Origin of the sequence: Streptacidiphilus albus JL83, from assembly GCF_000744705.1 — a bacterium.
Lineage (GTDB): Bacteria > Actinomycetota > Actinomycetes > Streptomycetales > Streptomycetaceae > Streptacidiphilus > Streptacidiphilus albus.
Genome location: NZ_JQML01000001.1, coordinates 1,835,319 through 1,862,209 on the forward strand (window position 1 = coordinate 1,835,319; position 26,891 = coordinate 1,862,209).

Genomic DNA, 26,891 nt, shown 5'->3' on the forward strand with positions numbered 1-26,891 from the left:
CGGACCGGCCGGTGGAGGGTCAGTGACCGACGGCGGCCTTGACCGCCTTCGTGGCGAAGTAGCCGGAGAGCCAGCCGGCGGTGGCGTCCGAGTGGTGCGGCGCCTCGACGAAGCCGGTGATGGCGAAGCCCGCCGCGATCTGGCCGCCGAGCTGCTCGGTGAGCGTGTGGCTGTACTCCACCGGCGCGTCGAGGCCCCACAGCCGTTCCCGCTCGGCGGGCTCCAGGTGGGTGAGGTCGCTGTAGGGCAGGCGGTGACGCACCACCAGCTCGCCGCGCGCCTCCAGGGGCTCGGCATCGAAGAGGTAGACGTCCGGGTTGAGGAAGCCGGACAGCAGCGTCCCGCCGGGGCGCAGCACGCGGTGGCACTCGCGCCAGACCGGCGCCGGCTCCGGGATGAACAGGTTGGAGACCGGGTGGACGATCAGGTCGAAGGAGGCGTCCGGGAACGCACTCAGGTCGCGCGCGTCACCGAGCACGGTGCGCAGATCGAGCCCCTCCCGCGCCGCGACCATCTCGTCCTGCGCCAACTGGCGGGGCGAGTTGTCGAAGACGGTCACCCGCGCGCCCGCCGCGGCCAGCACCGGACCCTGCTGCCCGCCGCCGGAGGCGAGGCAGAGCACGTCGCGACCGGCGATGTCCGGCGGGAACCAGGTCGGGTCGACCGGCTCGTGTCCGATCAGGACGATGGACCACTGACCGGCCCGCGCCTTCGCGATCACCTCGGGGCCGACCGGGCGCGACCACTCGTTGCCCTGCTCCACCTCGCGGTCCCAGGCGAGGCGGTTGTGCGCGACGGGGTCGACGGGGTCGACGGGAGTCTGGCTCATGCGCCACACCCTAGTTGCTACGTCGAACAAGTGTCCGCAGATGGCCTGCTGCAGGGGTTGACGCATGCGACAAGCCCTCCTTAGGGTTGACGCATGCGACAACCTCTCCCGAGGGACACCATGGGCACCACCCCGCCGCGCAATGCCGGCGGACGCCCCGAGGTCGGCCCCAAGATCGATGTTCGCCTCCCGCTCGACACTCTCCGGCGTCTCGACGACCGGGCCGAAGCCGCCCGCAAGTCCCGCGCCGACACGATTCGCTCACTTATCGACGACGGCCTCGACCACCCCCGTACTCTCGCGGAGCTCGCCGCCGAACGCCCCCTCGAACTCGTCGACCAGGTCGTCGACGGCGACCACTCCCACGGCGTCTCCGTCCACAGCAGCGGCCGCACGTTCTGGCTCTCCAGTTGCCCGGACGGGTGGATCCTCGCCCACAGCAGGAGTACGAGGCTCATCGCCGCCTTCCAGGGCGCGGCGCTCCTCGCCTTCCAGCACCTCCCCGTCAGCGAAGTGACTCCCCATCTGACCTCCGACGAGCCCGCCTTTCCCGCCCTGGTCGCCGCAGGACGGGCAATCCTCGACGACATCGGCGCACAGGAACGCCACCTGGCGCGGAACCTCGACGCCGTGCAATGGCCGCCCATCCTCTGACCGGCGCCCTCCCGACATGACCAACGAGCGCGCTGTGGACACGACTTCACCGCGGAGGCCAGCCGCGGTACCCGCTGCCGGAGGGGCGCTGCTCGAAGTCGGGGCAGCGGAAAGCCTCCTGCACGAACCCGCTTCTCCGATCCCAGAGGGCGAACAGGTCCCGCTTGCCGGTGACAGACCGGTATGCGTTCTCGTGGTCGCGGAAGCATGCCATCGAGCCGCAGGGCGCGCACCGACGCTGCACTGTCCGTGCAGTCGGCCACGACGGCGGCCGGGCCGCTGCTCTCCCTACGGCGCTTCCCCCGCCGGGGTGTCGTCCTCGGCGTAGACGACCTCCAGCTCGAAACCCTGACTGTCGATCAGGTGCACGGCGCTGCCGGTGTCCACCCGCAGCGTCCAGTCCGCCGCCAGCGCGGCCTTCAGCACGGGCTCGCGCGCACCGCGCACGGCCAGGTGGTTCAGCCCGGCCCGGAGCCGGTCGTGGCCGCCGGGCCGCAGCGCCGGCGACTGCTCGATCACGACGTAGCTGCCGCCACCGCTCCGCCAGCTGCGCCCGCGCTCCCAGTTCTGGTACAGCCGGCAGCCGAGCGCCACCAGCACCGGCCCCCACTGCCGCTCGGCGGTGGCGAGATCGTCCACCCACAGCTCGACGTGGTGGACGAAGGCTCCGCCCGGCTCCTGTCGGTCCTCACTCATGGCGCCGATCCTCGCACGCAACCGCCCCGGGCACCCGTTGCGGCGTGCGGCCGCAGCGAGTGCCCGGGAGGTCCGAGGCCTTGTCGGCCCGGTGCCAGGCCCTCAGTCGGCCTGCCCACGGGCACCCTGCTTGACCCGCTCGACGGCCTGCTGATGGGCCTCGCGGGCGGCCGGCTCGTCGGCGACCGCCACCGGGCTCTCAGGGAAGGTGAACCAGTCCTGGGCACCGACGTACTGCACGGTGATATCGGCCCGGCCGTCGACCCAGGTGGTGTGCACGGTCAGTTCGCCGCTGATGGTTCCCCGCTCAACGGTCGGCACACCGCCTGGGCCGGAGATGATGCCGATCGTGGTCCACGTCGCCCATTGCTCCACGGGTGCCTCCTGCTCGGTACGGCCGAGCGCCCCTCGTGAGCCGCGGGCCCATGAGAGGCGGATTGCGTACTTACCCGGTCCACCATACAAGCGGACCCCGCTACTCCGCCGTTCGAGGCCGTGGCGCCTTGCGGCGCGCGATTCAGGCGCGCGACTCAGGCGCGCGACTCAGGCGCGCGACTCAGGCGCGCGACTCAGGCACCGGCGACGACCGGCCAGTGACCGCCGGGGAAAGCGGTGCCGTCCTCGGCCTCGCCATGGATCGTGGAGAGCTGGCTGGCCTGGACACCGAGGAGGGCGGACAGGGTGCCTACGAGGGCGACTATCGCACCGAGGGTGAACGCGCCACTACTGAGCGAGGCCAGCAGGCCGACCGGAGCAGCCACGCCAGTGGCCGTAGCCGCTGCGGCCGCGATCTGCGACATGACGAATTGGGCCACCAGGAGCAGCACCCCCGCATAGAAGGCCAGTCCTGAGACAGCGCATGTCTGGAGCGCCCCGGAGACCTTGTCCGAGGAGGCACCCAGCCGGGCAGCAGCAGCGGACTGCGGAGTGATCGCCGTGGTGTAGGCGGTGGCAGCGGCACCCTTCCAGTCGCCGGTGCTGCCGAGCGACGCCGGGTTGAGTTCGGCTGCGACGCCGGTGAAGATGCCGCGGGCACTCTCCCACTTGTAGGCCGTCTCCCAGAACATCACGGGGGCACCGAGTCCCTCGATCACCTCGTTCAAGAGGTTCATCGCCCAGTTGGCGAGCTCCCACAGCTTCTCACCCAAGTAGACGATCGACTCCGCCAGCCACGAGGGGATGTACCACTCATTGGCAAGCCGCAGGACCTCCGCCTGAACACTCTCCTGGTGCTTCGGGATCTCGGCCAGCTTCCCGGTGATCCGGTCCGAGATCTGGCTGTACTGTGTCGCGTCGAACATGATCGTCTCCCATTCATCAGTCCGGCGTCATTTCTGCAGAAGGCGGAAGGACGCGGCAGCGGCACCCTCTGTCTGTTCGTAGCCGGCTGCGGTCCTACGCAGCAGTCCGGCAATCCGCTCACACTCCGCCGCCCCCTCGCCCGCACGGCCCGCGATGACCTGGGAGACCTGGGTGTGCGCGTCGACCACGATCTGGAACACACCCGCCTCGATCCGATTGAAGGCGAGGGCGGCGACAGTACTCTGGCCCTGCTCAAGGGCGTCGGACTCCTGCTGCCAGGTCTTGGCCTCATCGTCGAGCGTGTCGACGGTCACCTGGTAGCCAGTGGGCGTCGACATCAGCGCACCCCTCCCTGGTCGCGGCCCTGGTCGCGTCCTTGGTCGCGGCCGAATGCGCCCGAGGTGAATGTTCCGGGGCCGCCGGAACCAAAGGTTCCGGGAACCGGCCAAGCCTGGCTCCCGCCACCGGAGTTCTGCAGCAACGCGAACAGCTCTCCCACGAGCCGGTCGGAGCGCCGGGCACGTCCCGCCTGCTGCTCAACTGCAGCCCGACGTCGCGAGCGCGCCTGTGCGAGCGCGGAACTCAGCGCCGCCTGAACGGTCTCGTCGCCCTGCCGGTCGGCCCAGCGCTCATCCACCGTGCAGGCCGCGAGCCCGCGCGGGGAAAGGCTGAGCCGAACCGCTCCGTCACCGCCCTGGCCGGTCCATCCGCTCTCTGCCGACACTGCGGCATCCCCGGAAGGCAGCTCCGGCCCATCTCCGATCAGCTCCAGAACCTCGTCGACGACGGTCGCCAGCGGCCGGGGCGGCTCCTCCGCCGCAGGCGGCGTGGCCGACTCCGGCCGGCTCTCGTCGACTCTGGCGATATCGAACTCCTGCTTCCATTGAGCCAGTTGGGCCAATGCCGCCTGCTGGGCAGCCTGGAGCACGGCCTGGCCGAGGCCGCCCGGGCCAACCGCCTGCCGCCAGCGGGGGGCCAGGGCGATCCGCTCCGGCAGAGCGTCCGGGGCGATCCGGACGCGAACCGACATCGCGGCGTCCTCACCCTCCGCGGCGGATGGACGAGCCCGGGCCAGGAGCTCTGCGGTGCGCATTACCTCGGTGAACTCCTGCTGGAATTTTATGAGTTGACTCTGCTGACTACTCAACGCTCCCCCTGCATGTGACTTGTTCAGTAGGTGAGATCCTTGGCCGGCACCGCCAGGTGCGGGACCAGGACGTAGCCGCTGCACACCACTCCCAACCCGAGCCCCATGCCGAGCAGCAGGTGCCCGCCGCCGGTGAATGCCTCGCTGGCCAGCATGATGGCGCTGCACTCACTGGGCAGCACACAACCGATGGCGAGGGCGATCCGCAGGCCACGCGGGAGCCGCAGCCGGAACAAGGGGACGAGGGCGAGCAGGACCACTCCGAGCAGGGCCACGCCCAGTGCCGCAGCTGCCGGGAACCAGGGAAAGAGCGGGGCAGCCAGGACGTCGGTGCGGTTGCTGCTGAGCGCCCAGCGCAGCAGTGGCACGGCGAAGCAGAGTGCCGGGATCGCGGCGCCCCACAGCCCGACCGCCCTGCGACCGAAAATGTTGGCACCCGCTGTGCTCATGGCTCTCCCCGCGTTTCGGCAGCCTCAATTCCCCCGGCTGATCCACGCCGCCACCGTAGCGGGCCGCTGTCGATCATTGCCTGTGAACGGAGAAGACTTGAGCGAAACAAGAGCTTGGCCCTCGACCCCGTTGTGATGACACGTCTGATCTGGCTTGCGCGACCGTAGTTGCTCGGACATCAGGAGTCGAATCCCGGGACCTGACTGTTGGTGGCACCTCCGACGGCCGGCCAGTGACCGCCGTAGGCAACCGTTCGGCAGGTGTACTGTTCCCTGGTCCTCCGCGCTGCCTCGAACCACCGGAGTCCGCATGTACGCACGACCCCTCGGCCCCGGTGCGCAGCTCGCTCCGCTGGAGCCCTGGTGGGCCGAGGAGTTTCTCGCCCACTTCGACCGCTGCCGCGCCTATATCACCCCCTGGGTGGGCCGCAACTTCGTCGCCACGGACCTGGAGTCCGCCGAAGCCGTGCTGCGGGGCTACTGGGACGCGCAGGCGCTGACCGGCGCGGGCATCCACGGCATCCGCCTGGACGGGGTCCTGGTCGGCGGCGTCATGTTCGCTTCCATCGACGCGGCGTCCGGCGTCGCCGAGGTCGGCTGCTGGCTGGAGCCCGCCGCCGAGGGGCGCGGGCTGGTCACCCGGGCGGTCGGGCTGCTGATCGACTGGGCCTTCCGGGAGCGGGGACTCCGCCGGGTCATCTGGCACACCCTGTCCGCCAACACCCGCAGCATCGCCACCGCCCGCCGTCTCGGCCTGACCTACCAGGAGGCGGACGGCTCCGGCGACGAGCCTGCGGAGATCTGGTCGACCACTCCCGAGGACTGGTTCGGCCGCCGGGACGCCGGGGCCGAGGAGGCGGCCGACGCTGCCTCCGACGAGGACCGGATCGACGCCCTGGCCGCGACGTTCTTCGACGCCTTCACCAATGCCGACGGACGCGAAGTCGACCTGGGCAGCCTGGAGTCCATGTTCGTGCCGGGCGCCGTGGTCGTGAGCCATGCCGAACCCGTGAAGGTCGAGACCGTGGAGCAGTTCCTGACGCCACGGCAGAAACTGCTCCACGGTGGCGAACTGGTCGACTTCAGGGAGTGGGAGACCAGCAGGACCACCCTGGTCTCCGGGAACGTCGCGCAGCGCCTGGTCCGTTACGCCAAGTCCGGGGTCCTGCGCGGCGACGCCTACACCGGCAGCGGGACCAAGTGCATCCAACTGCTGCGGACACCGGCCGGCTGGCAGATCACGGGCATCACCTGGAGCGACGACACCAGCGAGTGAGCCTCGGGGATTGTGGCAGTCCCGTGCACGACGATCACAGGCCGTACTCGGCAGCGCTGACCGTCTCGTCGGCTGGGGGTGGCGTGAGCGTCAGTGGTGCGTTGTAGTCGCTGAAGGTGGTCGTTGCGGCTTTCGCACCACTGTCGGTGACCTGAAGGACCTCGGGCGCGGCAGTGTCGGAGACGAGGATGGTGGCGTTGTCCAGGGGGTCCAGGAGGGTCAGCGCCTTGGTCCCGGCGAATGTTGTGACGGGTCCGACGGTCGAGATGGCGGCGTGCTGCATCGAGGAGACCACTATCGAGTTCAGCGAGCACACTTCCGCAAACAGCCGCATTTTCGTGTCGGAGAGGCTGCTCTTGAAGTACTTTCCGCTCAGGAGCTGCTGCGCAGCGGGGCTCCCGCCGCCCATCGTGCGCCAAAGGGCGAGGTCGGGCTTGACCCAGATATCGCTTCCGATGACGACCACCTGGTAGGAGCCGGCGCCGGCTGTGGTGGCGGTGCCCTGACACCCCTTGTCCCCCGCGATCCTCACGTCGACGGTGGTATGCGGAACGGCGTTGGCCTCGCCGCCTGTCACGTGTACCGAGGTGGCGAGGGATTGAGCATCCTCGGCGTTCGTGGCAATCGTGCCTCCCGCCATACCTGCCAGTGGGCCCGCCAGTGTCGCTGTCGGACTCGGGGTGGCGGGTATGGCCGTGGCGTTCGTGGCGATGGGAGTACTCGCCGCTGTTGCAGCGCCGATCGGCTTCGTGGTGCTGCTGCAGGCGGTCGCGGTGAGTGCGAGCGCGGTGCAGACGAGCGTGCTCGTGGCCATGCGCGTCGTGCTGATCACAGTTTCTGATCCCCCGGGGAGTTGTCGCGGAGGGCAAGAGTCCGCACCTCCGTCTGCACACCCTAGGGCCTGCTTCAGAGGCGGCAGCACGCTGATGGGCTGCACCGCCGTCTTGGGTGTCGGTCGGTGCGGGTGGTGTGTTGGGTCACGGGCCGTGGCCCTCCTGCCCGGGGGGGTGGGAGGGCCACGGTGCGGTGCGGGGTGGTGCGGGGTTGGTGCGGGGTGGGGTGGGGTTAGTTGGTGCTGGTGGCGATGGCGCCGAGGCCGGCGGCGTTGCCGGGGATGTGGTAGACGCTGGACCACTTGCCGGTGCCGTAGTTGGCGTCGATGTTGTAGAGGGTGTTGTCGGAGCCGGTGAAGTACAGGTGGACGACGCTGCCGATCGCGGCGGCGGAGAGGGACCCGACACCGGCCGCGCCGCCGGGCACGGTCGTGACGCCGGTCCAGGTGCCCTTGGAGTAGTCGCCGTCCTGGTTGAACAAGGTGTTGCCCGAGCCGGTGTAGTAGAGGTGGTCGATGCTGCCGACGGTGGCAACAGCGAGGTTCTGCACCCCGGAGGCGTTGCCGGGCAGCGCCATGACCGAGGACCAGGTCCCGGTGGTGTAGTCGGCGTTGAGGTTGTAGATGGTGTTGCCCGCGCCGGTGAAGTACAGGTGGACCGAGTTGCCCTGGGCGGTGGCGGTGATGTTCTGCACCCCGGCCGCACCGCCCGGGACGGCCTGGACCGCGGACCAGCTGCCGGTGGTGTAGTTCCCGTCGGTGTTGTAGATCGTGTTGTTGGACCCGATGTAGAACAGGTGGACGGTGTTGCCGACCGCGACGGCGGTCACCTCACGCGCCCCGGCCGCACCGGGGATCTTCTGCCAGCTGCCCCAGCTGCCCGTCGCGTAGTCGCCGTCGTTGGTGTAGACCGCGTTGTCCGAGCCGATCGCGTACAGCCGGGTGACCTTGCCGGTGCTCGCGGCGGCGACCTTGGTGACCCCCGCCGCCCCGCCCGGGACGCTCTGCAGCGCGGACCAGGTGCCCTTGGCGTAGTTCCCGTCCTGGTTGAACAGCGTGTTGCCCGAGCCGACCATGAAGACGTGCACGGTGGTGGCCGGGTCGGACGTCGGCGTCCCGGTCCCGGTCCCGTTGCCGCCGATCGGCGCGACGTAGCCGCTGATGCTCATCCCCATGTAGGAGCTGTAGCCCAGCGCACCGCTGTAGGGCCCGTCCTGGTGGACCGCCGAGGTCGCGGCCCAGTTCCCGCTGGTGCCGTTCTCGTCGCCGCCGACGGTCTCGATGGTGCCGTCCGCGTTGACCTGGGTGACGATCGCGACATGGTCCGCGGACCCGGCCCCGTTGTAGTCGAACACGACCGCGTCGCCGACGGCCGGCGTCCCGGTCAGGCCGCCGTTGTACTGCCCGAAGCTGCCCGCCGCCGCGGTCAGGCCGCTCACGTTCACCCCGTCCTGCTGCCACACCCACTTGGCGAAGTCCGCGCACCACAGCTCCGGGCTGCCGCCGTTGCCGGTGCACGAGGACTCGTAGCCGCTCCCGCCGGCACTGTTGGTGTCGCAGGCCCCGTGGCCCAGGTTGGCCTGGGCGATCTGGGCGACCGCCGAACCGGTGTCGGCATGGGCCGGCAGCACCGACAACCCGGTCACCGCGGCCGCCGCGACCAGCGTCGCAATGCCGTTGCGGCGGAACTTCGCACTGAGAACAGACACAGGAATCTCCTTGAAGGAAGCACAAGCGAAAGAAAAAGGGAGTGTGGTGCGTGGTGGTGCGGTGTCAACTGCCGGACCCGCGAGGGGCCCGGGTGTGGGATGGCACGGCCGGCCCGCACGAGGGCGTGCCCGGCTGGACGGCTGGCCTGCAGGAACAGCCGTCACGGTGAGAGGTGCAGCGAAAGGACATGCCCGGGAGTGCCAGGGGTGCCGGGGGTGCCGGGGCCCGGCCGGAACCGGGCGCGGACACGGAGGTCCGCTCGGACGGCTGCCCTGCAGGAACAGCGGTCGTCACTATCAGCGGCACAGACGGTGCGGTGCGGGACGGGTCAGCCGGCGGGACGCGGCTGCCACACCCCGGAAGACGCCGACGGCGCCGACGGTGCGGGTGGCGCCGACGGCGCCGACGGTGCGGGTGGTGCGGGTGGTGCGGGTGGGAGGTAGCGGTGCCGCAGGAGCGGCGAGGCCAGGTGGCAGCGGTGCAGGAGCGCGGCCGCCCGCCGCTGCGCACCGTCGGGGTCCTGGTCGGGGGTCTCGGGGGTCCGCAGGAACAGCAGCAGGTCGATCCGGTCCGGTCCGGCGCGGCCGGAGGCGTGTTCGAGGCGGTCCTCGGGCACGGCGTGCGCCCACAGCACGTCCACGATCTCGGCCCCCTCGGTCGGCCCGTCCGCCGCCCGCGCCCCCCGGTTGCGGTCCAGGGAGGTGTAGACGATGTCCACCGCGCTCAGCCCCAGGAGCCGTTGCCGTCGGCGACCACACCGGCCGGGGCCGGGACACTCACCGCGGCCTGGACCACGGCCACAGCAGCAGCCGGGGCGGCGGCCGGGGCGGCGACGGCCACGCTGCCGGGCAGCATGACGACCGTGCCGACGGCGAGGGCGGCGACCGCGGCGGCCTGGGCGAGACGGGTACGGATCATGGCAGTGAGTCCTTTGCTGAAGGAGGGACGGGTGTCCATCTCCGGATCTCGCGTCCCGCGGTGACGCTTCGTCCGGCTGCCGTTCGGGCTGTTCCCTGCCGGCAGTGACCAGCTTCGTCGCAGATCAACACCCCCGGAAGAGTTTCCGGGTGTCGCCAAGACGCCTGTCGGGATTGCGACACGTTGACATGGCATCATCAACTCTGCGGTACTCGCTGGACGTGCTTCAAAAGGCGGCTCCGGTATCGTCGCCCCTGGCTGCAATCCCGGTGCTGCAAAGACGGGCGATCGAGCAGCGGACGACCGGGAGTTCCCGTTGCTCGCGCCCGTACCAAAGACTGGATGGAGGACTCCCCGGCCTCTTCCCCACCGGCAACAATGGCTCCAGCCTGGCCCGTTGCGTGCTCGTCAGATCCGCCCGCCCCCTTGGAGCGACTCGCACACAGGCGGTTCAGGGCTTGGGTGAGCTCTCCTCGGTCCGCGACTCGGCGGTGAAGCTGGCGAGGAAGTTCAGGGCCTCCTCGGCCGGGCTTCCGGGTGGGGCGGTGTAGATCACGAGGAGCTGGTGGGCGGCGCCGGGGACCTGGAAGGTCTCGTAGTTGAGCGTGACGTCGCCGACGGCGGGGTGCCGGAATCGCTTGGGTCCGTGGGTCTTCTCGTGTACGTGGTGGCCGGCCCACAGCGTGCGGAAGGTCTCGCTGCCGAGCGACAGTTCGCCGACGAGGCGCACGAGTTCCGGATCGTGCGGCCGGCGTCCGGCTGCCATCCGCAGGATGCCGACCGTGGTGCGGGCGGATTCGTCCCAGTCGAGGTGGATCCGTGGGGCGTCCGGGTCGAGGAAGATCCGCCGGGCCATGTTCCGCTCGCGGGCCGCGAGGTTGGGGAAGTCGGCGATCAGCGCGGCCGCGAGTGGGTTCCGGGCGAGGACATCGTTGCGGTCGTTCATGATCACGGCGGGGGCGCTGGGGATCGCCTCGACGACCTGCCGCAGGGCGGGGCGCAGCGCCTCGCCGCGTCCGGTGACCGCAGCTGTCGCGCCGGGACGGCGGGGCGGGCAGGCCAGGTCGTACAGGGCCGCCGGGCTGCTCACCACGCTCACCGCCACTCGGCTGGGCGGCAGCGGCCTCCCCTCCGGTTCGGCGACCCGGATCGCCGGGCAGGCCGTCCAGGGCGAGGTGGCCGGGGCGCACCGCGCGGCCCTGGCCGCAGGCTTCACCGGCGCCCTCCACACCCTGGGCCTCGTCCTTGCGGCCCTGTCGACGCCGGGCGCGGTCCTCACCTGCCTCGCGCCCGCGCCCGGCGCCGCCGCCTCGCACCGCTGAGCGCTCGGCTCGTGCGAGGCGGCGAGCCGTTGTCGGGTCAGCCCGCGTCGGCGGTGAAGGCCGGCAGGTAGCCGTCGGCCTGGCCGGTCGAGGTCGGGTGGTACGACTCGTCGATCGGCAGCGTGGTGCTGTGCAGCCAGGAGTCGTCGGAGCAGATCTCGTGGCCGTTGAAGGCGGAGCGGACGTCGGCGAAGGCGAAGCCGGCCTTGGCCGCCTCGTTGGCGATCACCCCGTCGAGGTCGTCGGCCGCGCCGTTGATGGCGTTGCGGGAGGTGTCGCTGATGCCGAACAGGCAGTCCCCCGGCACCTGGTAGAGGTGCGGGTAGCCGAGGACCACGACGTGGGCGTTGGGCGCGTCGGCATGGATGGCCGCGTAGACGCTGTCCAGCTTGCCGGCGAGCTGGGTGTTGGTGAAGCTCTCGGCGGTGGACACCGCGCTGAGGCAGGCACTGGTGCCGTCCAGCACGCAGGTCTCCATGGTGGAGGCGAAGCCGGCGTCGTTGCCGCCGATGCTGATGCTGACCAGCCCGATGGAGGAGTTGAGGCCGGAGAGCTGACTGCTCAGCACATCCGAGGTGGTGGCACCGGAACAGGCCGCGAAGTCGAAGGACGAGGGGTGGTTGGCGGCCTGCCAGAGGTAGGGGTAGGCCAGGGTGCTCTGCTCGCAGTCGCCGCTGGAGCTGATGTAGCTCCCCGATCCGACCCCGGAGGAGTAGGAGTCGCCGAGGGCGGCGTAGCCGGTCGCGGACGCGTCGGCGGGCGCGGCGGCGGCGAGCAGGCCGGTGCCGAGGCCGAGCACGGAGAGGGTGGCGAGAGCGGTCCGGGCGGTGGTGCGGAGCGAGCGTGCGCGGGTTGGGCGCATGGTGCCTCCACGGCTTCAGGACTGGGCGCGCCGGTGCGGCGCGGATGCGGCGTTGGGTGTGACGCCTATCACTTGAATACCAGTCAGTAACCTAGAAGCCCAGTGTCCATGCCAAGAATTCTTGGGCGTGTCACGGTCGCACGCCCCCTTTCCGCACCACGCGCCGCTCTGTCACCACCCGTGCGCCCTCAGGCGAGGAAGGACAGTCGGACCGTTCGGCGCGGGTTGTCGCCGTTGGTGTCCACCAGCACCACGGACTGCCAGGTGCCCAGGGCGAGTCGCCCGTCCAGCACCGGCAGGGTCGCGTGCGGGGCTACCAGCCCCGGCAGCACGTGATCCCGGCCGTGGCCGGGACTGCCGTGCCGGTGCCGCCAGCGGCCGTCCGCCGGAAGCAGCTCGCGCAGCGCGGCCAGCAGGTCGTCGTCGCTGCCCGCGCCGGTCTCGATCACCGCGACCCCGGCGGTGGCGTGCGGGACGAAGACGTTCAGCAGCCCGTCCGCCCCGGGGGCGACCTCCTGGAGGAAGGCTGCGCAGCGGTCGGTGATGTCCAGCGCCGTCTCCTGGCTGCCGGTGGTGACGTCGAAGGTCCGCGTGGTGAATGCCATGGGCCCATCTTCACCCACCGGCCCAGTGGTTCAGACCTGACTCCCCCATTCGGCACTCGCGCCCACCGCCCGGGCGCCCCGCCCCCGCTGCAGCACTCGCGCGACCCGTTCAGACCTCGCGCGACTCACTCTCGCGGAGCAGCGCGCGCAGCAGCTGCTCGTCGTCCGGACTGAGGCCGGAGACGAAGCGGGCGAGCACGGTCTGCCGGTCGGCGCCCTTGTCCAGCTCGGAGCGCATCCGCCGGGCCGCGAGCCCCGGCGCGTCCTGGGCCTCCTGCGCCGGGGCGTAGGCGAAGGCGCGCCCGACACGCGTGCGGACCACCACGCCCTTCTCGTGCAGCCGGGAGAGGATGGTCGCGACCGTGGTGCGGGCGAGCCCGCCACCGAGCGCGGACTGCACATCGGCCGGGGTGAGCGGCCCGCTCCCGGCCCAGAGCACGCCGAGCACGCCGGCCTCCAGCTCACCGGGGTGGCGGCGCTGCGGTCCGATCTCGGTCATGCGCATCCGCCTTCCGGGTCGTCCGGGCAGGTCTCCACGCGGCGGCCTCCGGGGGAACAGCAGTTTCCATCCACTAGAGTGGCACGGACCGACTACATGTATGTAGACGATAAAGACACGCTATCAAGCGAGCTCGAACCAGTGTCCACCACCGTATGAGGAGTGACGTCCATGGCCCCGGACCCGACGGCCCTGATCAATCTGGCGGTGAACCCGCTCTCTGCGAACTCGCTGCTCTCGGCCTTCGGCGCGGCCGGGATCTTCTTCATCATGTTCGCCGAGACCGGACTGCTGGTCGGGTTCTTCCTGCCCGGTGACTCGCTGCTGTTCACCGCCGGGCTGCTCTGCACCACCAGCAAGGACGGCGTCCACCTCAACCTGCCCACGGTGCTGCTCTGCGCCGTCGCCGGGGCGCTGATCGGTGCCCAGGTCGGCTACCTGATCGGGCAGAAGGGCGGCAAGCCGCTGCTGGCCCGCAGCAAGAACAAGCACATCCGGGCCGGCGCCGAACGCGCCGAGCAGATCCTGGGCGACTACGGCCATGCCAAGGCCATCATGATCGGACGCTTCATCCCGGTGGTCCGGACCGTGCTCAACCCGGTGGCCGGCGCGCTCAACGTCCCGGTGCGCACCTTCACCCTCTGGCAGATCGTCGGCGGGCTGATCTGGTCGGTCGGGGTGACCCTGGCCGGCTACGGCCTCGGCAACACCATCCCGAACATCGACACCTACCTCCTGCCGATCATCGGGCTGATCGTGCTGGTCTCGGTGATCCCGATCGCCATGGAGATCCTGCGGAGCCGCCGGACGTCCAGCACCCCGCAGGAGTAGCCGTGAACGGCGCCTCCATCGACGGCGGGCTGTACCACTGGTTCATCACCCAGGCCGCCGACGCCCCGCACTGGTTCGACAACCTGATCTCGTTCTACGCCACCTACGGACTCGGCCTCTTCGCCCTGCTGATGGTCGTCTGCTGGTGGCGGGCGCGCGGCTCGCGCAGCGCCGCCGCGATGGCGACCGCGCTGGCCGTACCGGTCGCCGTGGTCGTCGCGTACCTGGCCAACGACATCGTGAAGAGCATCTTCCACGAGGCCAGACCCTGCCAGGTGATCACCTCGCCGATGACCATCCAGCCCTGCCCGGGGATCGGCGACTGGTCCTTCCCGAGCAACCACTCGGCCATCGCCGCAGCCTCGGCCGCAGCGATACTGCTGATCGACCGCCGGCTCGGGGCGATCGCCGTGCTGGCCGCGCTGGTCATGGGCTTCGCCCGGATCTGGGTCGGCGCGCACTACCCGCACGACGTGCTGGTCGGCTTCGTCGTCGGCGCGGCCGTCGCCGTCCCGGTCGTGCTGGCCGCCCGCCAGTACGCGCCGCCTCTGGTGGTCCGGCTGCAGTCCGGCTTCCTCCGCCCGTTCCTCACGGCGTAGCCGGGAGCGCCGTCCGCTCCCCCGTCCTCCCCGTTCCCCTGTCCTCCCCGTTCCCCTGTCCTCCCCGCTGCCCCCGTCCTCCCCCGCTCCGCCTCGACTCCGGGCGCCCCGTGCAGGCCGCACGCGGCGCCCGGACCCGGTTCAGGCCGTCTTCCCCGCCGTCTTCGCCGCCGCCGCGCGCTTCCGGTTGCGCACGATGGCCCGGGTGACCACCGGCGGCAGCAGGTCGCGCGCGGTGCGCCGGAGCAGCGACGCCTGGCGCCGGTCCGCTGCGGCCGGGGCGGGTCGGGCCGCAGCGCGCTCGGCCTCCAGCGCGGCGTGGTACCGGGAGACCCGGAAGCCCGGCACCGGGACCTGCTTCCCCTCGATCCGGACGATCCGGTGGCCGGAGACGGTCTGGACGTCCGTCCGGCAGCGCTCCCAGCCCTTGACCTCCCGGAGCAGCTCCTCCTGGAAGGGCTCCGGGTCTCCCCAGGTTCCGTAGAACTTCTCCGAGCTGATGCAGATCGGGCGCAGCCCGTCGCTGAGCACCGCCTCCCAGACGGCGGCGGCGACACCCGGCGTGTGCTCGGACCGGAAGTCGTCCAGGGCGATCACACCCTCGGGCGCGAGCGCCCGACGGGCCACCTTGATGTCCAGTGCGACGTGCTCGTAGAGGTGCGAGGCGTCCACGTGGACGAACCGGCAGCTTCCCTCGGGGATGCGGCCGTCCGCCAGCACCGAGGTGGGCGCCTGGACGATCACCGGCAGCTCGTCGTGGAAGGCCAGGTAGTTGGCCTCGAACGAGTCCCTGGTGAGGGTGGAGCGGTAGGACATGGTCATCTCGGCGCCGTTGTCGTCGTCCGGGGCGTCCGAGTCGAAGAGGTCGCAGACCGTCAGCCGCTCGGCCGGACGAAGGTGCTCGCCGAGCACGACCGCGCTCTTGCCCAGATAGGCGCCGAGCTCCAGCAGGTCGCCGTCGGTTCCCGTGCGCTCCTGGCGACGCAGGAACCAGTCGAAGATCAGCCGGTCCTTGGCGAAGAACCATCCGGGAATATCGTCCAGCACCCCCGGTCGCAGAGCGGGACTGGGTGTGACTTCCGAAGCCATGAGGTTCTCCGTGCATCTGCGCCGTGAGGCAGCCCTGAACGACCTGTGACCGCCGATGGTAAGCGGTACGGAGGCCGAAGGAGAAGGGACTACGTCCGGTTGCGAACTCCCGTTCTCCTCCCGGACAGCCGGGCTTCTCCCTACGGCAGGTCTCCGACCTGCGGCAGGCGGCCTACGGCAGGTCGACGCCCTCGCCGCTGAGCAGCCGGTGGTAGGTGGTGTCCTTGGCGAGATTGCCCAAATGAGTGGCGACCAGGCCGAGGCCGCGGTCGTTCAGCAGCCCGTCGTGCAGCGCGAAGGCCCGGGTGGCGCCGACGGCGCGGGTGTAGTCGATCACCTCGGACTGCTTGGACCAGGGCGCGTGCACCGGCAGCAGCAGCGTGGGGACCTCCTGCTCGGGCAGGGTCAGCGCGTCGCCGGGGTGGAAGACCTCGCCGTCGACCAGGAACCCGATGTTGAGCACCTGCGGGATGTCCGGGTGGATCACCGCGTGCCACTCGCCGTGGACCTCGACCGCGAAGCCGGCCGCGTCGAAGGCGTCGCCGTGGCCGACCCGCTGCACCCGGCCCTCGCCGAGGCCGGTCAGCCGCTCGGCGACGGTCGCGTTGGCCCAGATCTGCAGCGCCGGGTTGGCCTCGGCGGCCTCCCGCAGCCGGTCCTCCAGGAAGTGGTCCGGGTGCTCGTGGGTGATCAGCACGGCGTCCGCCCCGGCCATGGCCTCGGGCTCGGTGAAGCAGCCCGGGTCGAGGACGATGGTCTGCCCGTCCTTCTCCAGCCGCACGCAGGCATGTCCGAACTTGGTGAGCCGCATGGTGCCGACCTCTCTACGCAGGTGGTTGCTTGGCGTCCACCATCCTGCCGCAGCGCGGAGCCGCCGTCCTGACGCCAGCCGGGTGCCCCCGCTACCCGGCTGACCTGCGGTCCGCCTCCTAGAGCGCCGCCCCGCCACGCTCCCCGGTGCGGATCCGGACCACCTCCTCGACCCGCTGCACCCACACCGAGCCGCCGCCCGCCACCGCGATCACCCGGACGATGTCGTCCGCGTCGGCGTCCGCGGCGACGATGTCCATCCGGACGGCGGGCAGCAGGTCGACCCGCCACCGGACGCCCCGGTACACCTCGTACCGGGGCGGCAGTACTCCCTGGGCGTAGACGGTGCTGACGGTCACACCGGGGATGCCGAGGGTGCGCAGGGCCTCGCGGACCTGCTCGAAGCCGGCGGTGGGCAGGACGGCGGTGACCAGCCTCATGGCTCCGCGGCGGGCTCGGCAGCGCGGTCCGGTTCGGTGGCGGACGAGGAAGCGGGTGAGGACGAGGCGGTTGAGGAGGCGCTTGAGGACGAGGCGGTTGAGGACGAGGGTGCGGACGGGGCCGCCCCGACCGCGACCAGGCCGTCCTCGCTGGGGTAGGCCTCCTCGTCGTGGATCTCGACGTCACCGAGCTCCAGGACGTCGTCCGGCAGCCGGAGCTTCATGAACAGCCCGAGGAACTTCAGGATGAGGAAGGTCATCAGCCCGTCCCAGACGATGATCGTCGCCGCCGCCCCGGCCTGCAGCGCGAGCTGCTTGGGATGGCCGTGGAAGAGCCCGGCGACGGAGACCGCGCTGCCGTCCTTGTTGTAGTAGACGGCCATCGCCGGGTCGGCGAACAGGCCGACCAGCAGGCCGCCGAGCAGGCCGGCCACGCCGTGGGTGTGGAAGACGCCGAGGGCGTCGTCCACCTTCCGCATGAAGGAGACCTTGGCGAAGTAGTTCCAGGAGCACCAGACGACCGCCGAGGCGATCACGCCGATCAGGATGGCGCCGGTACCGGTGACGAACCCGGCCGCCGGGGTGATCGCGACCAGGCCGACGATCATGCCGTTGACCGCGCCCAGGAAGGTGGGCTTGCGCTGCTTGCTGAGGAACATGTCGAGCAGCACCCAGGTGAGCAGCGCGACGGCGGTGGTGAGGTTGGTGTTGAGTACGGCCGCCGAGGCGTTCTGGCCGCCGAAGTACTCGTCGCCGCCGTTGAAGCCGTTCCAGCCGAGCCACAGGAAGCCCGCGCCGCAGGCCACCATCGGCAGGTTGTTGGGGACGGCCTTGGCCCGGTCCCGGGCGAGGCGCGGCCCGATCACCGCCGCCGCGACGAAGCCGGAGGTGCCGGCCGCCAGGTGGATCACATAGCCGCCGGAGTAGTCCAGCGCCCCCATCTGCGCCCACCAGCCGCCGCCCCAGAGCAGGAAGGCGTTGACCGAGTAGACGATGCCCGACCAGAGCAGCACGAACAGCAGCCAGGCCCGGAAGTTCATCCGGCCGATGACGCTGCCCAGGAACAGCAGCGGGGTGATCGCCGCGAAGGCGAACTGGAAGTAGGCGAGCGAGGACTGCGGGAACCGGAAGGCGGGCATCAGCCCCTGGCCGCTGACCAGCGGGATGTTCGCCTGCCCGGTCTCGGACTTGGCGCCGAGGATGGTGCCGGGCCGGCCCACGGCGGAGTGCAGGATGCCGGGGCCGAGGTGCATGGGCGTGCCGAAGCTCATCTGGAACTCGTAGAGCACCCAGGCGACGAGCACGACCGAGAACGCGGTGAACGCCATCAGCATGGTGTTGACGATCCATTTGCGCTGGACCAGGCCGCCGTAGAGGATCGCGATGCCGGGAATGCTCATCAGTCCGACCAACGTGGCAGCGACCAGCTGCCACGTGTTGTCGCCGGAGTTCAACCAACTCGGGTAGGGAATCAACGCGCGGTGCCTCCCATCGGGGAAGTGCGGCCTTCGGCGGAGGTGCGGCCGAGCCGCAGGTGTCCACCCGGAAGGTCGGGCCTCGACGTTGCCCTGACGTTTCGTCAGCATTGCTGCGCTGCAAAGAAGTTCTCACAGCCAAGGCCGTGCACGACCTGGCATGGGCCGGTCAGCGCAGCTCAGCGGCGCCGCTCGGCTGGATTCAGCGCCGCCGTTCGACCCGGCTGCGCTTGACCGTGCGGAAACGCCGGGCCACCTGCCGGGCCAGGTCGGCCGCGCCGACCAGCCCGGCCTCGTTGCCCAGCCGCGCCAGCACGATCTCCGCCTCCGGGCGGAAGCCGCGTCCGGTCAGGTTCCGCCGGAACGCCTCCCGGGCCGGGCCGATCAGCAGCTCGCCGGCGGCCGACACGCCGCCGCCGATCACGAAGCGCTCCGGGTCCAGTGCGGCGGCCAGGTTGGCGATGCCCAGGCCCAGCCAGTGGCCGACCTCCTGGAGCAGCTCGACCGCGACCGAGTCGCCCTGCTGGGCGGCCTCGGTCACCAGCGGGCCGGTGATCGCCGCCACGTCGCCGCCGACCCGGTCCAGCAGCGGCTGGGCGACCGGCGACTCGGCGGCGGCCAGCTCCCGCGCCTCCCGGACCAGGGCGTTGCCCGAGGAGTACTGCTCCCAGCAGCCCCGGTTGCCGCAGGGGCAGCGGTGCCCGCCGGGCACCACCGTCATATGGCCGAACTCCCCCGCCATGCCGTAGCGCCCGCGCTCCAGCCTGCCGTCGCGGACGATCGCCCCGCCGATGCCGGTGCCGAGGTTCACCATCACCAGCTGGTCGGTGCCGGCCCCCGCGCCGAAGCGCCACTCCGCCCAGGCGGCGGCGTTGGCGTCGTTCTCGACCACCACCGGCAGCCGCAGCCGGGAGCTGAGCGCGTCCCGCAGCGGCTCGTTGCGCCAGGACAGGTGCGGCGCGAACAGCACCCGGGCCCGGTCCGCGTCCACGAAGCCGGCCGCGCCGATGCCGACCGCGTGCACGTCGTGCCGGTCCGCCAGGTGCAGCACCAGCTCGGTGATGGTGTCCTCGACCACCTTCGGGCTCTTGCTGCGGTCCGGGGTCTCGGTGCGCACCTGCTCCAGGATCCGGCCCTCGCCGTCGACCACCCCTGCGGCGATCTTCGTCCCGCCGATGTCGATGCCGACCGTGGGCAGCCGCAGCAGTCCCGGACGCGGGGCCCGCTCCCGTCGCGGGGACGTACCCGGCGTACGCCTGGTACCTGTGCGGGTGTACGCGCTGCTCACGTTCCGTCCATTCCGTTGTCGGGCCCCCGCCACACGGTACGCGCGCGCCCCGCACCCCGGCGCGCAGACCCGCCCCGCGCGCCGCTGCTCCACCGCTCCGCCTACCGGGCCTGCTGCAGCGCGGCCAGCAGTCGCTCGGCGAACAGGTACGCGTCCCCGGGCCAGCGGGCGGAGAGGTAGTTGCCGTCCTCGACCACGAACGCCGGGCCGTGGTCGGCCGCGGTGCCGCGCCGGGTGGCGCTGCGGGGCCCGCGCTGGAAGTCGCCCGGCGCGGCCAGGACGGCGGTGATCTCGTCCTGCACGTACGCCGGGTACGTCCGGTAGTAGCGGCCGAGCCGCCAGCCGGTCAGCAGGTAGGCGGAGCGCTCCAGGTACCGGGGCAGGCCGGTGGTCCGGCGGCCGTGCAGCACGCTGCGGCCGGTGCCCGGGGCCAGCGCCCGGGCCAGCACCAGCGGACCGTGGCAGATCGCCGCCACCGGCCGGCCGAGCCGCCAGAACTCGGCCACCTTGCGCTGGAGTTCGGCCGAGCCGAGGTACTGCCGCATGCCCGGGGCGTGGCCGCCGGGCAGCAGCAGTGCGTCGTAGTCGGTGGCCACCAGGTCCTTCCAGGCCACTGCGCCGCGGAAGGCCGGGTCGGCGACCATCCGGCGGTAGAACTCCTTCGGCTCCGGCTCGGCGCCGAGCCGGCCGAAGAGCACCCCGTCCAGCAGCCGCGGATCGGCGACGGGCGCGGTGCCGACGCGCTCGGTCGCCACCACCACCTCGTGGCCCGCGTCCGTCAGCAACTGCCAGGGCACGGCCACCTCGGTGACGTCGAAATCCCGGTCCGGAAGGGGCATCAGTACGCGCATCCGGCCATCATCCAGCATCGGCGGCCGGGGGCGCGGTCCGCTTGCAGCGCCTGCGGTTCGAGTCCAACCCCGTGGCGGCCTGACCTGGCAGAATCGACCTATGGGTAAGCACAGCCGCACCGGACCACCCCCGCCTCCGGGAGACCGGGAACCCCACCGGGAGCGGATCGACCCGGAGGCCGCCGACGCGCTGGAACCCTTCAACCGGCGCCGCCGACCCCCGCTGGACGGACCTCGCATCCACCGTGCCCTCCACGGCGGCGCCAGCCATCTCCACCCCGACCAGCCCAGGTTCCTCTTCGCCTGGGACGGCTATGGATACGCCCCGGCGGGCACCGCCCCGGACCTGGCCGCTGCCCGAGCCTGGGCCTCCGAAGCCCCGCCGGCCAGCCAGCCCGAGCCCGAGAAGTCCTGACCTGGTCGCCTCGGGATGAGCAGGGCCGCCCGCAGTCAAGCCCGCCGACACCCATCAAGGTCAGTCACTCGGACCCCTTGGGCCGCCTGCTTCTCGCCGCGATTTGCCCTTGAGCCGCCAGCTGACGACCGCGACGGCCGCTGAATTCCGCTCTCTGAGCTTCGGGGCATGATCGACCGTCATGAGATCGTCAGCAGCGACACGTTGGAGGGGGTGTTGTACCTACTGCTTGATGGGGCTGGGCTGTAGTCAAAGGATCCGGATCCGGGTCGCCAAGAACAGGTGCGCGATCGGGGTGCCGGCGGTATTGGTGGCGAAGCATGCAAGGCGCATGCCGTCGGCGTCGGTTAAGCGCAACTGAGCTCCCTGGTAGGGCCGTTCGGACGATGATCCGTATACGGAAACAGGGACCTGGACAATCCTCATTTTCGCGGGCAGAGGCCCCTTCTGCGTTCCTGAGCACCCGTCGGACAGCTGGCCTCACGAAAGCCCGAGGCCAACTCCTCGAAACAGCGATCCCATCGCGCACCCTCCTCCACCTCCACGGTGGAGACGGGTAGTCCAATGCACAGCCCCGAGCACCGTTCTCGCAGCTCAGACTTTCACTCGGGAAGAGCCGCGCCCTTGTGAGATTGACCCTTGACGGTCGCCTGCCAGTGAAGAACAATTCGCTTCGCCAGCGTTACAAGCTTACGGGGGATAGCAACATGCTGACATCAAGCGACCGGCCCCCGTGGACAGAAGGTGGAGTTCCATGGAATTCAGGCGCAAGTTTCTCCCCATGATCGTCGCGGTCGGTGTGGCCGCTGTCGGCATCGCCACCGCGACCCCCGCATCCGCCCAGGTCTATCGGTCCTCGTCGTGCGGCGGCTCAGTTGAGATCCAAAAGGCGGGCCAGGGCGTCCAGTGCTTCACCTGGAACGGTGTGAAGTCGACCGGGTATGTTCTCAACGTCGGCGATTGGTACGGCTGGGTGGATGCCGGCGAGTACAACATCACGACGAACTGGCACGACCAAGCGACCGGTGCGAACTACACGATTTCGCCCGGGGTGTGGGGGAAGGCGGGGCAGCCCACGTCCAACAGCATTCTGGTGAACATCGTATTCAACTCGTAGATCCGTGCACGGCAGCGGGGCCTCCTCGGAGCTTGCGGGTGTTGCGTCCGCAAGTACGGGAGGTCCCACGGCCGCTGTCCCGGCGGCGAATGCGGTCGCACCAGTGCGTTACTGATCCGCCGTCACGGACGCCGGCCTCCGCAGTGAGGCGGCCGGTGGTGACCAGGCGGGCTGCGGCTGCGGCGGAGAGCAGTCGCAGCCGTAGGCGTTTGGATTCCCACCGGCGGGCCTGGCCGGCCAGGGCAAGTATCGGCATCCAGGCCAGGAGGTCCAGGGCGATCTGGACGACCTTCAGCGACGAGTTACTACAGCGACCCGGCCGACGAGCACGAGAGCATCACCAACCACCGGGGCTCGTACGCGAAGGCCACGGGCAGCTACTCGAAGAGGCCACGGCCGAACTGCGCGCCCTCGGCGTGACCAGCGTCCGCACCGACCGCGTTCGGGGGACGGTCGCGGAGCGGGAGACAGCGGCGTTCAGGACCCGTCCGAACTGTGCGGGCACTGCACGAAGGGCCGGGCGGGGGTATCAGCCGATGGCCTTGACGAGGGCAGCAACGAACGTGGCCGCGTCCAGCGGCGCCCCATCCACCGGCGATGTCAAAGCCCTTGCGCGCCTGGTAGCCGGTGACGTTGTTGTAGTTGTTGCTGCCCTTGGCCACATCGACGATGTCCGAGGCGCTCGCGTTGGGTCCCAGGCCGGTGTACAGGGCGGGGTTGATCTGGCCGAGGTTGCCGTCCGGCCGTCCACCCTGCTCGGACAGGAGTCCGGCGACGGCCTGTCCACCGTCTACCGCTCCCCGAGCCGGCAGAGCGCCGTCGCGGACATCACCGGCGGCAAGGCGGTTCCTGGGCGATGCGTGCCGGTGACCAGTTCGGGGGCGAGGGGCATGCGATGGCGCTTCGGTCCGCCCGCGCTTCGGGTACCTGCTCCCCCGCCGATCGGCGGGGGAGCAGGTACCCGAAGTGCGGGTTGTTGCGGTGATTGATCCGGGCGAGGATGACGGGGCGGCAAGGCGTGCCGTTGGGGGCAGATACCCGCCGGGTATCCACCACACCCAAACACCCGGGGGACCAGTGTCCGCCAAGGGGCGCGGATGCCTGTGTCACGCCTGTGCGAGCCCCAGGCTCGCGGCTTGGACGATCAGTGCGACGAAGGGGTGGGGGTTCCGTATGCGGTTCACCGCAGCGTGCATCGGGGCGGCGGCCTGCCTTGCCGCGGTAGCGCTCGTCGGGTGCGGGAGCCATGACGCCAAGCACGCCGGCGCATCCGACCCGGCATCCGCATCCGCATCCGCATCCGCATCGAGGACGGCCGCGACGGTGGACCTGTCCGCGGAGCAGATCCTTCAGCGGGCTCGGGCGGCGGGGGCTGGGGCGTCGTCGTACACGATGTCCTTCAACTACGGCTCCGATCCGCTCGATCCGGATCCGACGCACTTGTCGGGCCGCTTGTCCTGGGACCGGAGCGGTCACTGTGTCGGGCACGTGGCAATCGCGGGCAAGGGTTCGGCAGAGCTCATCGTGTCCGACGGCACCACCTGGCTCAAGCCCGACCCGCGGTTCGCACAGGCGGAGTTCGGGCCGGCGGCAGCGGCGCTGCTTGCCGGGAAGTACCTCAAGGGCCCCGTCGGCGATCCCCACTTCGACGACCTGTCCGCCAGCGCCAGCGCCGACAACCCCCACGGGGACCTGTGTCAGATGGGTGTGTACCTTCAGTCGATCCCCGACGAAGGCGATGAGGGAGCAACGAAGCGGGGCACGACCATCATCGGGGGCGTGCACACCGTCGAGGTGATGCCCGTGGGCAAGGGGGCCTCCAGCCTCTTCATCGCTACGGACGGAACGGCCCGTCTGATCAGGGCAGGGGATCAGCCGGGGGTTTGCTTTACCGACTACGACAAGCCCGTGGCCGTTCACCTGCCCGCAGCGAACCAGACTGTGGACGTGAGCAGGCTTCCTCGGCGCTGAGCAGGATCCCGGCCGGGGCCATCCTCGCACCGGTCCCTGCTCACCGATGGCGGGGAGCAGCCCACGATGCTCCCCGCCTCAACCCCAGAGCCTGACGGCCCCAAACGCATGCTCGCGGCCTGTCCGAGCCCGCATGCATCCTGCCCAGGCCGCGCTCTGCTGGCCACGTCTCGTCAAGGCCTCAGGTCGACCGGTGGCCGGCTCTCTGCCGCCACGAGCAGCCCCGTGCCTTCTTCAGTACCGCCAATCAAGGATTCTCCATGTCTTCCCCCGGTTCGACCCGAATAGCGACCGCTGTGTGTCTGGCGGCCATGGCACTGGGACTTGCTCCCGCTGCATCCGCACTGCCTGTACGTCCGGCGGCAACGCAACCGACACCGGCACAGACCCCTGACGTCTCTGCATTCGTGCCCGGTACGAGCGGGTCGCCTTCTTCGAAGACCGCCCCACCGCTTGCAGGCACCGCACGGGGTACATCGGGCCAATCCATCGCACGCCCATCAGCAGCCCGCTCCCACCCAGTGCTGGAGAACTCCCGTCCCACCGCGCCGCTGCCTGCCGACGTGGGCCCGGGCGACGGGGCAGGGTGGACCAGTGCTGAGGCCGAGTCGTTCTGGACCCCGCAGCGCATGGCCGCAGCCGTACCGGAAGCGGTGACAGGAAGCCCTGCACCGGTACCGACTGCGACCGTCGGCCGGGCCCGGCCGTATACGAGCGCCGAGGCCATCGTGCCGAGGGGCCAGCACTTCGCGGGTGTCCCCTCCGTCGGCACCCTCTACTTCCTGGACAAGGCCCAGGTGGCGCACAACTGCACGGCCAGCGTCATCAAGAGCCCGGGGCGGAACCTGATCCTCACCGCCGGGCACTGCTCTCCGGGTCCTGGCGGTCACGACGCATTCGTTCCGGGGTACGACCAGACGAAGCAGCCCTACGGGATATGGGCAGTCACCCGGGGTTACTCGGTGCCCGGTCACGGGACGTCGGGTACGGGGTCCAACCTGGACTTCGCCTTCGGCACGGTCGCCGACCGCGACGGCCGCAAGCTCCAGGACGTGACCGGCGGCAACAACCTGACCCGAACCCCCCGATACGACAACCCCTCCGTCACCGTGATCGGCTACCCGGAGAAGGGGCACGACAGTACCGACCAGGCGATCCGCTGCACCGTGCCCACCAGCCGACTGCCGGGCGCGGGCCTGACACAGATGCAGATAGCTTGCCACGGCTACTGGGACGGCGTCTCGGGCGGCCCGTGGATGACCAACTTCAACGGCACCACCGGGGACATCATCGGCAACGTCGGCGGCCTCAATGCCGGCGGCCTGCTGAACTCTCACGACCCGCTCTACGATCAGGTCTCCTACAGCCCGATGTACGACGACCAGATCTTCAACCTCTACAAGCAGGCCACGACCGGCGCTGCTGCGCCCCCGGCTGCGTACTCGATGGGCAACCGCGCCACGTGGAGGAACGCCCGGCATGTGGTGGCCGGGAACTTCACCGGCAAGTCCCGGGCCGAGGACATGATCACGGTATGGGTCGACGGCGAGGTCACGCTCTACCACGGCGACGGCAACACCCACTTCACCGGCGAGACCCAACTGCTCGCCCCGAAGTCCGCCTGGAAGGACGCCGTCACGATCACCGCCGGGACGTTCACCCCCGAGAGCAACCACTCCGGCCTGGTCGTCCGCTGGATCGACGGCGAACTCGACCTCTACCCCGACGTCAGCGCCACCGGCATCGGCAGTGAGGTACGCCTGGAGAACGCCAACACCACCTGGACCAAGGCCGCCGTCGTCGCCGGACAGTTCGGCGGCAACGGCAAGACACCCACCGCCCTGGTCGTGGCCTGGACCGACGGCCACGTCAGCCTGTTCCCCAACATCACCAGCCACTCCATGACCGGAGAGGTCCAGCTGATCGCCGCCAACAAGACCTGGACCTGGATGCGCAACATCACCGCCGGCGACCTCGCCGGAAACAACGGCTCCGACCTCGTCGTCCGCTGGCTCGACGGCACCCTCACCCTCTACCCCGACGTCGACGACTCCGGCACCCACCAGGAGACCACCCTCCTGAAACCCAACACCGCCTGGACCACCGTCACCGACATGACCGTCGGCAACTACTCCAACAACGGCTGGCCCGACGACCTCGTCACCCTCTGGGCCGACGGCCACCTCACCATGTACCCCGACACCGGCAACAACGGCCTCGGCACCCCCGTTTCGTTGGTCGCCTGACAACGCCACCCGCGGGCCCGGCAAGACCACAGGGCACAAACCCCACCCCACCGCGCCCGCACACGCGGCATCCGAGCACACCACACCAACCACACCCGCCGACCCAACCATCCGGGGGACCCGATCCACACGCACAGCCGACGAACCAGCACACAGGCAGCAACCACCGCGGCAGCAACACTGGCCGCAGCCCTGCTGCTCCTGACCTCCCTGAGTACCGGCGCCGCATACGCGGTCACGGGACCGGGATGCCTGCAGGACACCTGCACGCCCCCGGCACCGGGCGCATCCGGCGCAGCGGCCGCCGACACCACGGTGGCCCCGGTCACCGGCGCGGCCACCGTCGGGGGCACCTTCACCCTGGGGAACGGGGAGCCGTTGGCGAACTACCCGGTCACCGTCACCGCGATGGACGACATCCCGGCCGTCGGGGACCAGGCGAGCCCCACCGTCGTCGGGTCCGCGACCACCGGTGCGGACGGCACCTGGACGTTCACCCTCCCCGACCCGCTGCCCAGCCACCTGCAAGCGCTGGCCGACGCCAACGGCGGCGTCCTGTCCCTGGAGGCCGACGTCTACGGCCAGGCCCCCGACGGCACCCTGCTGACCGCCAGCGACTTCATGAGCGCCGGCACAGCCACCGGGCCGGCCACGACCG

Annotated in this window: 30 protein-coding genes and 2 pseudogenes; 10 read left to right on the plus strand and 22 right to left on the minus strand. The window is 70.5% G+C overall.

The genetic code is table 11. The annotated features are described in order from the left end of the window. Positions 1 to 19: 19 nt before the first annotated feature. On the minus strand, positions 20 to 829 hold the full coding sequence (locus tag BS75_RS07905) for a class I SAM-dependent methyltransferase (protein WP_034087697.1): 810 nt from the start codon (positions 827 to 829) through the stop codon (positions 20 to 22). 93 nt (positions 830 to 922) lie between these two features. Here BS75_RS07905 and BS75_RS07910 point away from each other — a divergent pair, with 93 nt between their 5' ends. Further along, positions 923 to 1,483: a hypothetical protein gene (locus BS75_RS07910; protein ID WP_152646200.1), complete on the plus strand. Its 561-nt coding sequence runs from the start codon at positions 923 to 925 to the stop codon at positions 1,481 to 1,483. 288 nt (positions 1,484 to 1,771) lie between these two features. Here BS75_RS07910 and BS75_RS07915 read toward each other — a convergent pair whose 3' ends face one another. The 6 genes from BS75_RS07915 to BS75_RS07940 form a co-directional block, all read right to left on the minus strand. Further along, positions 1,772 to 2,179, minus strand: coding sequence for a VOC family protein (locus BS75_RS07915; protein ID WP_034087699.1), 408 nt, complete (start codon positions 2,177 to 2,179; stop codon positions 1,772 to 1,774). A gap of 102 nt (positions 2,180 to 2,281) precedes the next feature. After that, positions 2,282 to 2,554, minus strand: a complete 273-nt coding sequence (locus BS75_RS07920; protein ID WP_034087700.1) for a hypothetical protein — start codon at positions 2,552 to 2,554, stop codon at positions 2,282 to 2,284. Positions 2,555 to 2,748: 194 nt separating this feature from the next. Beyond that, on the minus strand, positions 2,749 to 3,480 hold the full coding sequence (locus BS75_RS07925) for a hypothetical protein (RefSeq protein ID WP_034087701.1): 732 nt from the start codon (positions 3,478 to 3,480) through the stop codon (positions 2,749 to 2,751). Positions 3,481 to 3,507: 27 nt separating this feature from the next. Continuing rightward, complete coding sequence (locus BS75_RS07930; RefSeq protein WP_034087702.1) at positions 3,508 to 3,819, minus strand: hypothetical protein; 312 nt, start codon at positions 3,817 to 3,819, stop codon at positions 3,508 to 3,510. Continuing rightward, on the minus strand, positions 3,819 to 4,628 hold the full coding sequence (locus tag BS75_RS07935; RefSeq protein ID WP_034087703.1) for a hypothetical protein: 810 nt from the start codon (positions 4,626 to 4,628) through the stop codon (positions 3,819 to 3,821). The genes BS75_RS07930 and BS75_RS07935 overlap by 1 nt, the downstream gene beginning before the upstream one ends. Before the next feature lie 23 nt (positions 4,629 to 4,651). After that, positions 4,652 to 5,077, minus strand: a complete 426-nt coding sequence (locus BS75_RS07940; RefSeq protein WP_034087704.1) for a hypothetical protein — start codon at positions 5,075 to 5,077, stop codon at positions 4,652 to 4,654. A 310-nt stretch (positions 5,078 to 5,387) separates the two neighbouring features. Between BS75_RS07940 and BS75_RS07945 the strand changes: the two genes are divergently transcribed. Beyond that, positions 5,388 to 6,353 (plus strand): GNAT family N-acetyltransferase, encoded by a 966-nt coding sequence (locus tag BS75_RS07945; RefSeq protein ID WP_034087705.1) that lies wholly within the window; start codon positions 5,388 to 5,390, stop codon positions 6,351 to 6,353. 34 nt (positions 6,354 to 6,387) lie between these two features. Here BS75_RS07945 and BS75_RS07950 read toward each other — a convergent pair whose 3' ends face one another. From BS75_RS07950 to BS75_RS07970, 5 genes are all read right to left on the minus strand, one after another. After that, the gene (locus BS75_RS07950; RefSeq protein ID WP_034087706.1) at positions 6,388 to 7,185 is read right to left on the minus strand and encodes a hypothetical protein; all 798 of its coding nucleotides are present in this window, start codon (positions 7,183 to 7,185) and stop codon (positions 6,388 to 6,390) included. Positions 7,186 to 7,418: 233 nt separating this feature from the next. After that, positions 7,419 to 8,894: a CHAP domain-containing protein gene (locus BS75_RS07955; protein ID WP_034087707.1), complete on the minus strand. Its 1,476-nt coding sequence runs from the start codon at positions 8,892 to 8,894 to the stop codon at positions 7,419 to 7,421. Between the two features lie 329 nt (positions 8,895 to 9,223). Continuing rightward, complete coding sequence (locus BS75_RS07960; RefSeq protein ID WP_034087708.1) at positions 9,224 to 9,613, minus strand: hypothetical protein; 390 nt, start codon at positions 9,611 to 9,613, stop codon at positions 9,224 to 9,226. A 5-nt stretch (positions 9,614 to 9,618) separates the two neighbouring features. Continuing rightward, on the minus strand, positions 9,619 to 9,813 hold the full coding sequence (locus tag BS75_RS07965; protein ID WP_034087709.1) for a hypothetical protein: 195 nt from the start codon (positions 9,811 to 9,813) through the stop codon (positions 9,619 to 9,621). Positions 9,814 to 10,264: 451 nt separating this feature from the next. Continuing rightward, the gene (locus BS75_RS07970; RefSeq protein WP_231607711.1) at positions 10,265 to 10,759 is read right to left on the minus strand and encodes an MmyB family transcriptional regulator; all 495 of its coding nucleotides are present in this window, start codon (positions 10,757 to 10,759) and stop codon (positions 10,265 to 10,267) included. Between BS75_RS07970 and BS75_RS50075 the strand changes: the two genes are divergently transcribed. Continuing rightward, a complete protein-coding gene (locus BS75_RS50075; RefSeq protein WP_231607712.1) occupies positions 10,746 to 11,135 on the plus strand; it encodes a hypothetical protein in 390 nt (129 codons plus the stop codon). The genes BS75_RS07970 and BS75_RS50075 overlap by 14 nt on opposite strands. 37 nt (positions 11,136 to 11,172) lie before the next feature. Here BS75_RS50075 and BS75_RS07980 read toward each other — a convergent pair whose 3' ends face one another. From BS75_RS07980 to BS75_RS07990, 3 genes are all read right to left on the minus strand, one after another. Next, positions 11,173 to 11,997 (minus strand): SGNH/GDSL hydrolase family protein, encoded by an 825-nt coding sequence (locus BS75_RS07980; protein ID WP_034087711.1) that lies wholly within the window; start codon positions 11,995 to 11,997, stop codon positions 11,173 to 11,175. A 188-nt stretch (positions 11,998 to 12,185) separates the two neighbouring features. Continuing rightward, positions 12,186 to 12,602 (minus strand): secondary thiamine-phosphate synthase enzyme YjbQ, encoded by a 417-nt coding sequence (locus BS75_RS07985; RefSeq protein WP_034087712.1) that lies wholly within the window; start codon positions 12,600 to 12,602, stop codon positions 12,186 to 12,188. Between the two features lie 109 nt (positions 12,603 to 12,711). Further along, positions 12,712 to 13,101, minus strand: coding sequence for a BlaI/MecI/CopY family transcriptional regulator (locus BS75_RS07990; protein ID WP_034092609.1), 390 nt, complete (start codon positions 13,099 to 13,101; stop codon positions 12,712 to 12,714). 171 nt (positions 13,102 to 13,272) lie between these two features. Between BS75_RS07990 and BS75_RS07995 the strand changes: the two genes are divergently transcribed. Beyond that, positions 13,273 to 13,932, plus strand: coding sequence for a DedA family protein (locus BS75_RS07995; RefSeq protein ID WP_152646375.1), 660 nt, complete (start codon positions 13,273 to 13,275; stop codon positions 13,930 to 13,932). A gap of 2 nt (positions 13,933 to 13,934) precedes the next feature. Next, complete coding sequence (locus BS75_RS08000) at positions 13,935 to 14,531, plus strand: phosphatase PAP2 family protein (RefSeq protein WP_034087713.1); 597 nt, start codon at positions 13,935 to 13,937, stop codon at positions 14,529 to 14,531. Positions 14,532 to 14,672: 141 nt separating this feature from the next. Here BS75_RS08000 and BS75_RS08005 read toward each other — a convergent pair whose 3' ends face one another. The 6 genes from BS75_RS08005 to BS75_RS08030 all read right to left on the minus strand — a co-directional run bounded on the left by BS75_RS08005 (position 14,673) and on the right by BS75_RS08030 (position 20,484). Next, positions 14,673 to 15,620: a class I SAM-dependent methyltransferase gene (locus BS75_RS08005; RefSeq protein ID WP_042440931.1), complete on the minus strand. Its 948-nt coding sequence runs from the start codon at positions 15,618 to 15,620 to the stop codon at positions 14,673 to 14,675. 172 nt (positions 15,621 to 15,792) lie between these two features. Then, the gene (locus BS75_RS08010) at positions 15,793 to 16,431 is read right to left on the minus strand and encodes an MBL fold metallo-hydrolase (protein ID WP_034087714.1); all 639 of its coding nucleotides are present in this window, start codon (positions 16,429 to 16,431) and stop codon (positions 15,793 to 15,795) included. 118 nt (positions 16,432 to 16,549) lie between these two features. Next, positions 16,550 to 16,870 carry a P-II family nitrogen regulator gene (locus BS75_RS08015; protein ID WP_034087715.1) on the minus strand — a complete coding sequence of 107 codons (321 nt, stop codon included), beginning with the start codon at positions 16,868 to 16,870 and terminating at the stop codon, positions 16,550 to 16,552. Beyond that, positions 16,867 to 18,345, minus strand: coding sequence for an ammonium transporter (locus BS75_RS08020; RefSeq protein ID WP_034087716.1), 1,479 nt, complete (start codon positions 18,343 to 18,345; stop codon positions 16,867 to 16,869). Before BS75_RS08020 ends, BS75_RS08015 begins: the two co-directional genes overlap by 4 nt. Before the next feature lie 202 nt (positions 18,346 to 18,547). After that, complete coding sequence (locus BS75_RS08025; protein ID WP_042440929.1) at positions 18,548 to 19,633, minus strand: ROK family glucokinase; 1,086 nt, start codon at positions 19,631 to 19,633, stop codon at positions 18,548 to 18,550. A gap of 101 nt (positions 19,634 to 19,734) precedes the next feature. Next, positions 19,735 to 20,484 carry a type 1 glutamine amidotransferase domain-containing protein gene (locus tag BS75_RS08030; RefSeq protein WP_034087717.1) on the minus strand — a complete coding sequence of 250 codons (750 nt, stop codon included), beginning with the start codon at positions 20,482 to 20,484 and terminating at the stop codon, positions 19,735 to 19,737. A gap of 100 nt (positions 20,485 to 20,584) precedes the next feature. Here BS75_RS08030 and BS75_RS08035 point away from each other — a divergent pair, with 100 nt between their 5' ends. The 3 genes and pseudogenes from BS75_RS08035 (at position 20,585) to BS75_RS08040 (ending at position 22,016) form a co-directional block, all read left to right on the plus strand. Next, the gene (locus BS75_RS08035) at positions 20,585 to 20,899 is read left to right on the plus strand and encodes a DUF6087 family protein (RefSeq protein WP_034087718.1); all 315 of its coding nucleotides are present in this window, start codon (positions 20,585 to 20,587) and stop codon (positions 20,897 to 20,899) included. A gap of 144 nt (positions 20,900 to 21,043) precedes the next feature. Beyond that, positions 21,044 to 21,148: pseudogene (locus BS75_RS50080) on the plus strand (NUDIX hydrolase); the annotation flags it as partial. 505 nt (positions 21,149 to 21,653) lie between these two features. Further along, positions 21,654 to 22,016: a hypothetical protein gene (locus tag BS75_RS08040; RefSeq protein ID WP_034087719.1), complete on the plus strand. Its 363-nt coding sequence runs from the start codon at positions 21,654 to 21,656 to the stop codon at positions 22,014 to 22,016. Positions 22,017 to 22,164: 148 nt separating this feature from the next. Here the strand turns inward: BS75_RS08040 and BS75_RS47935 are convergent. Continuing rightward, positions 22,165 to 22,311 (minus strand): annotated as a pseudogene (locus BS75_RS47935) (IS1380 family transposase); the annotation flags it as partial. 878 nt (positions 22,312 to 23,189) lie between these two features. Here BS75_RS47935 and BS75_RS08045 point away from each other — a divergent pair. Next, positions 23,190 to 23,987, plus strand: a complete 798-nt coding sequence (locus BS75_RS08045) for a hypothetical protein (RefSeq protein ID WP_152646374.1) — start codon at positions 23,190 to 23,192, stop codon at positions 23,985 to 23,987. 629 nt (positions 23,988 to 24,616) lie between these two features. Beyond that, positions 24,617 to 26,233 carry a trypsin-like serine peptidase gene (locus BS75_RS44030; RefSeq protein WP_152646373.1) on the plus strand — a complete coding sequence of 539 codons (1,617 nt, stop codon included), beginning with the start codon at positions 24,617 to 24,619 and terminating at the stop codon, positions 26,231 to 26,233. The last annotated feature ends 658 nt before the right edge of the window (positions 26,234 to 26,891 follow it).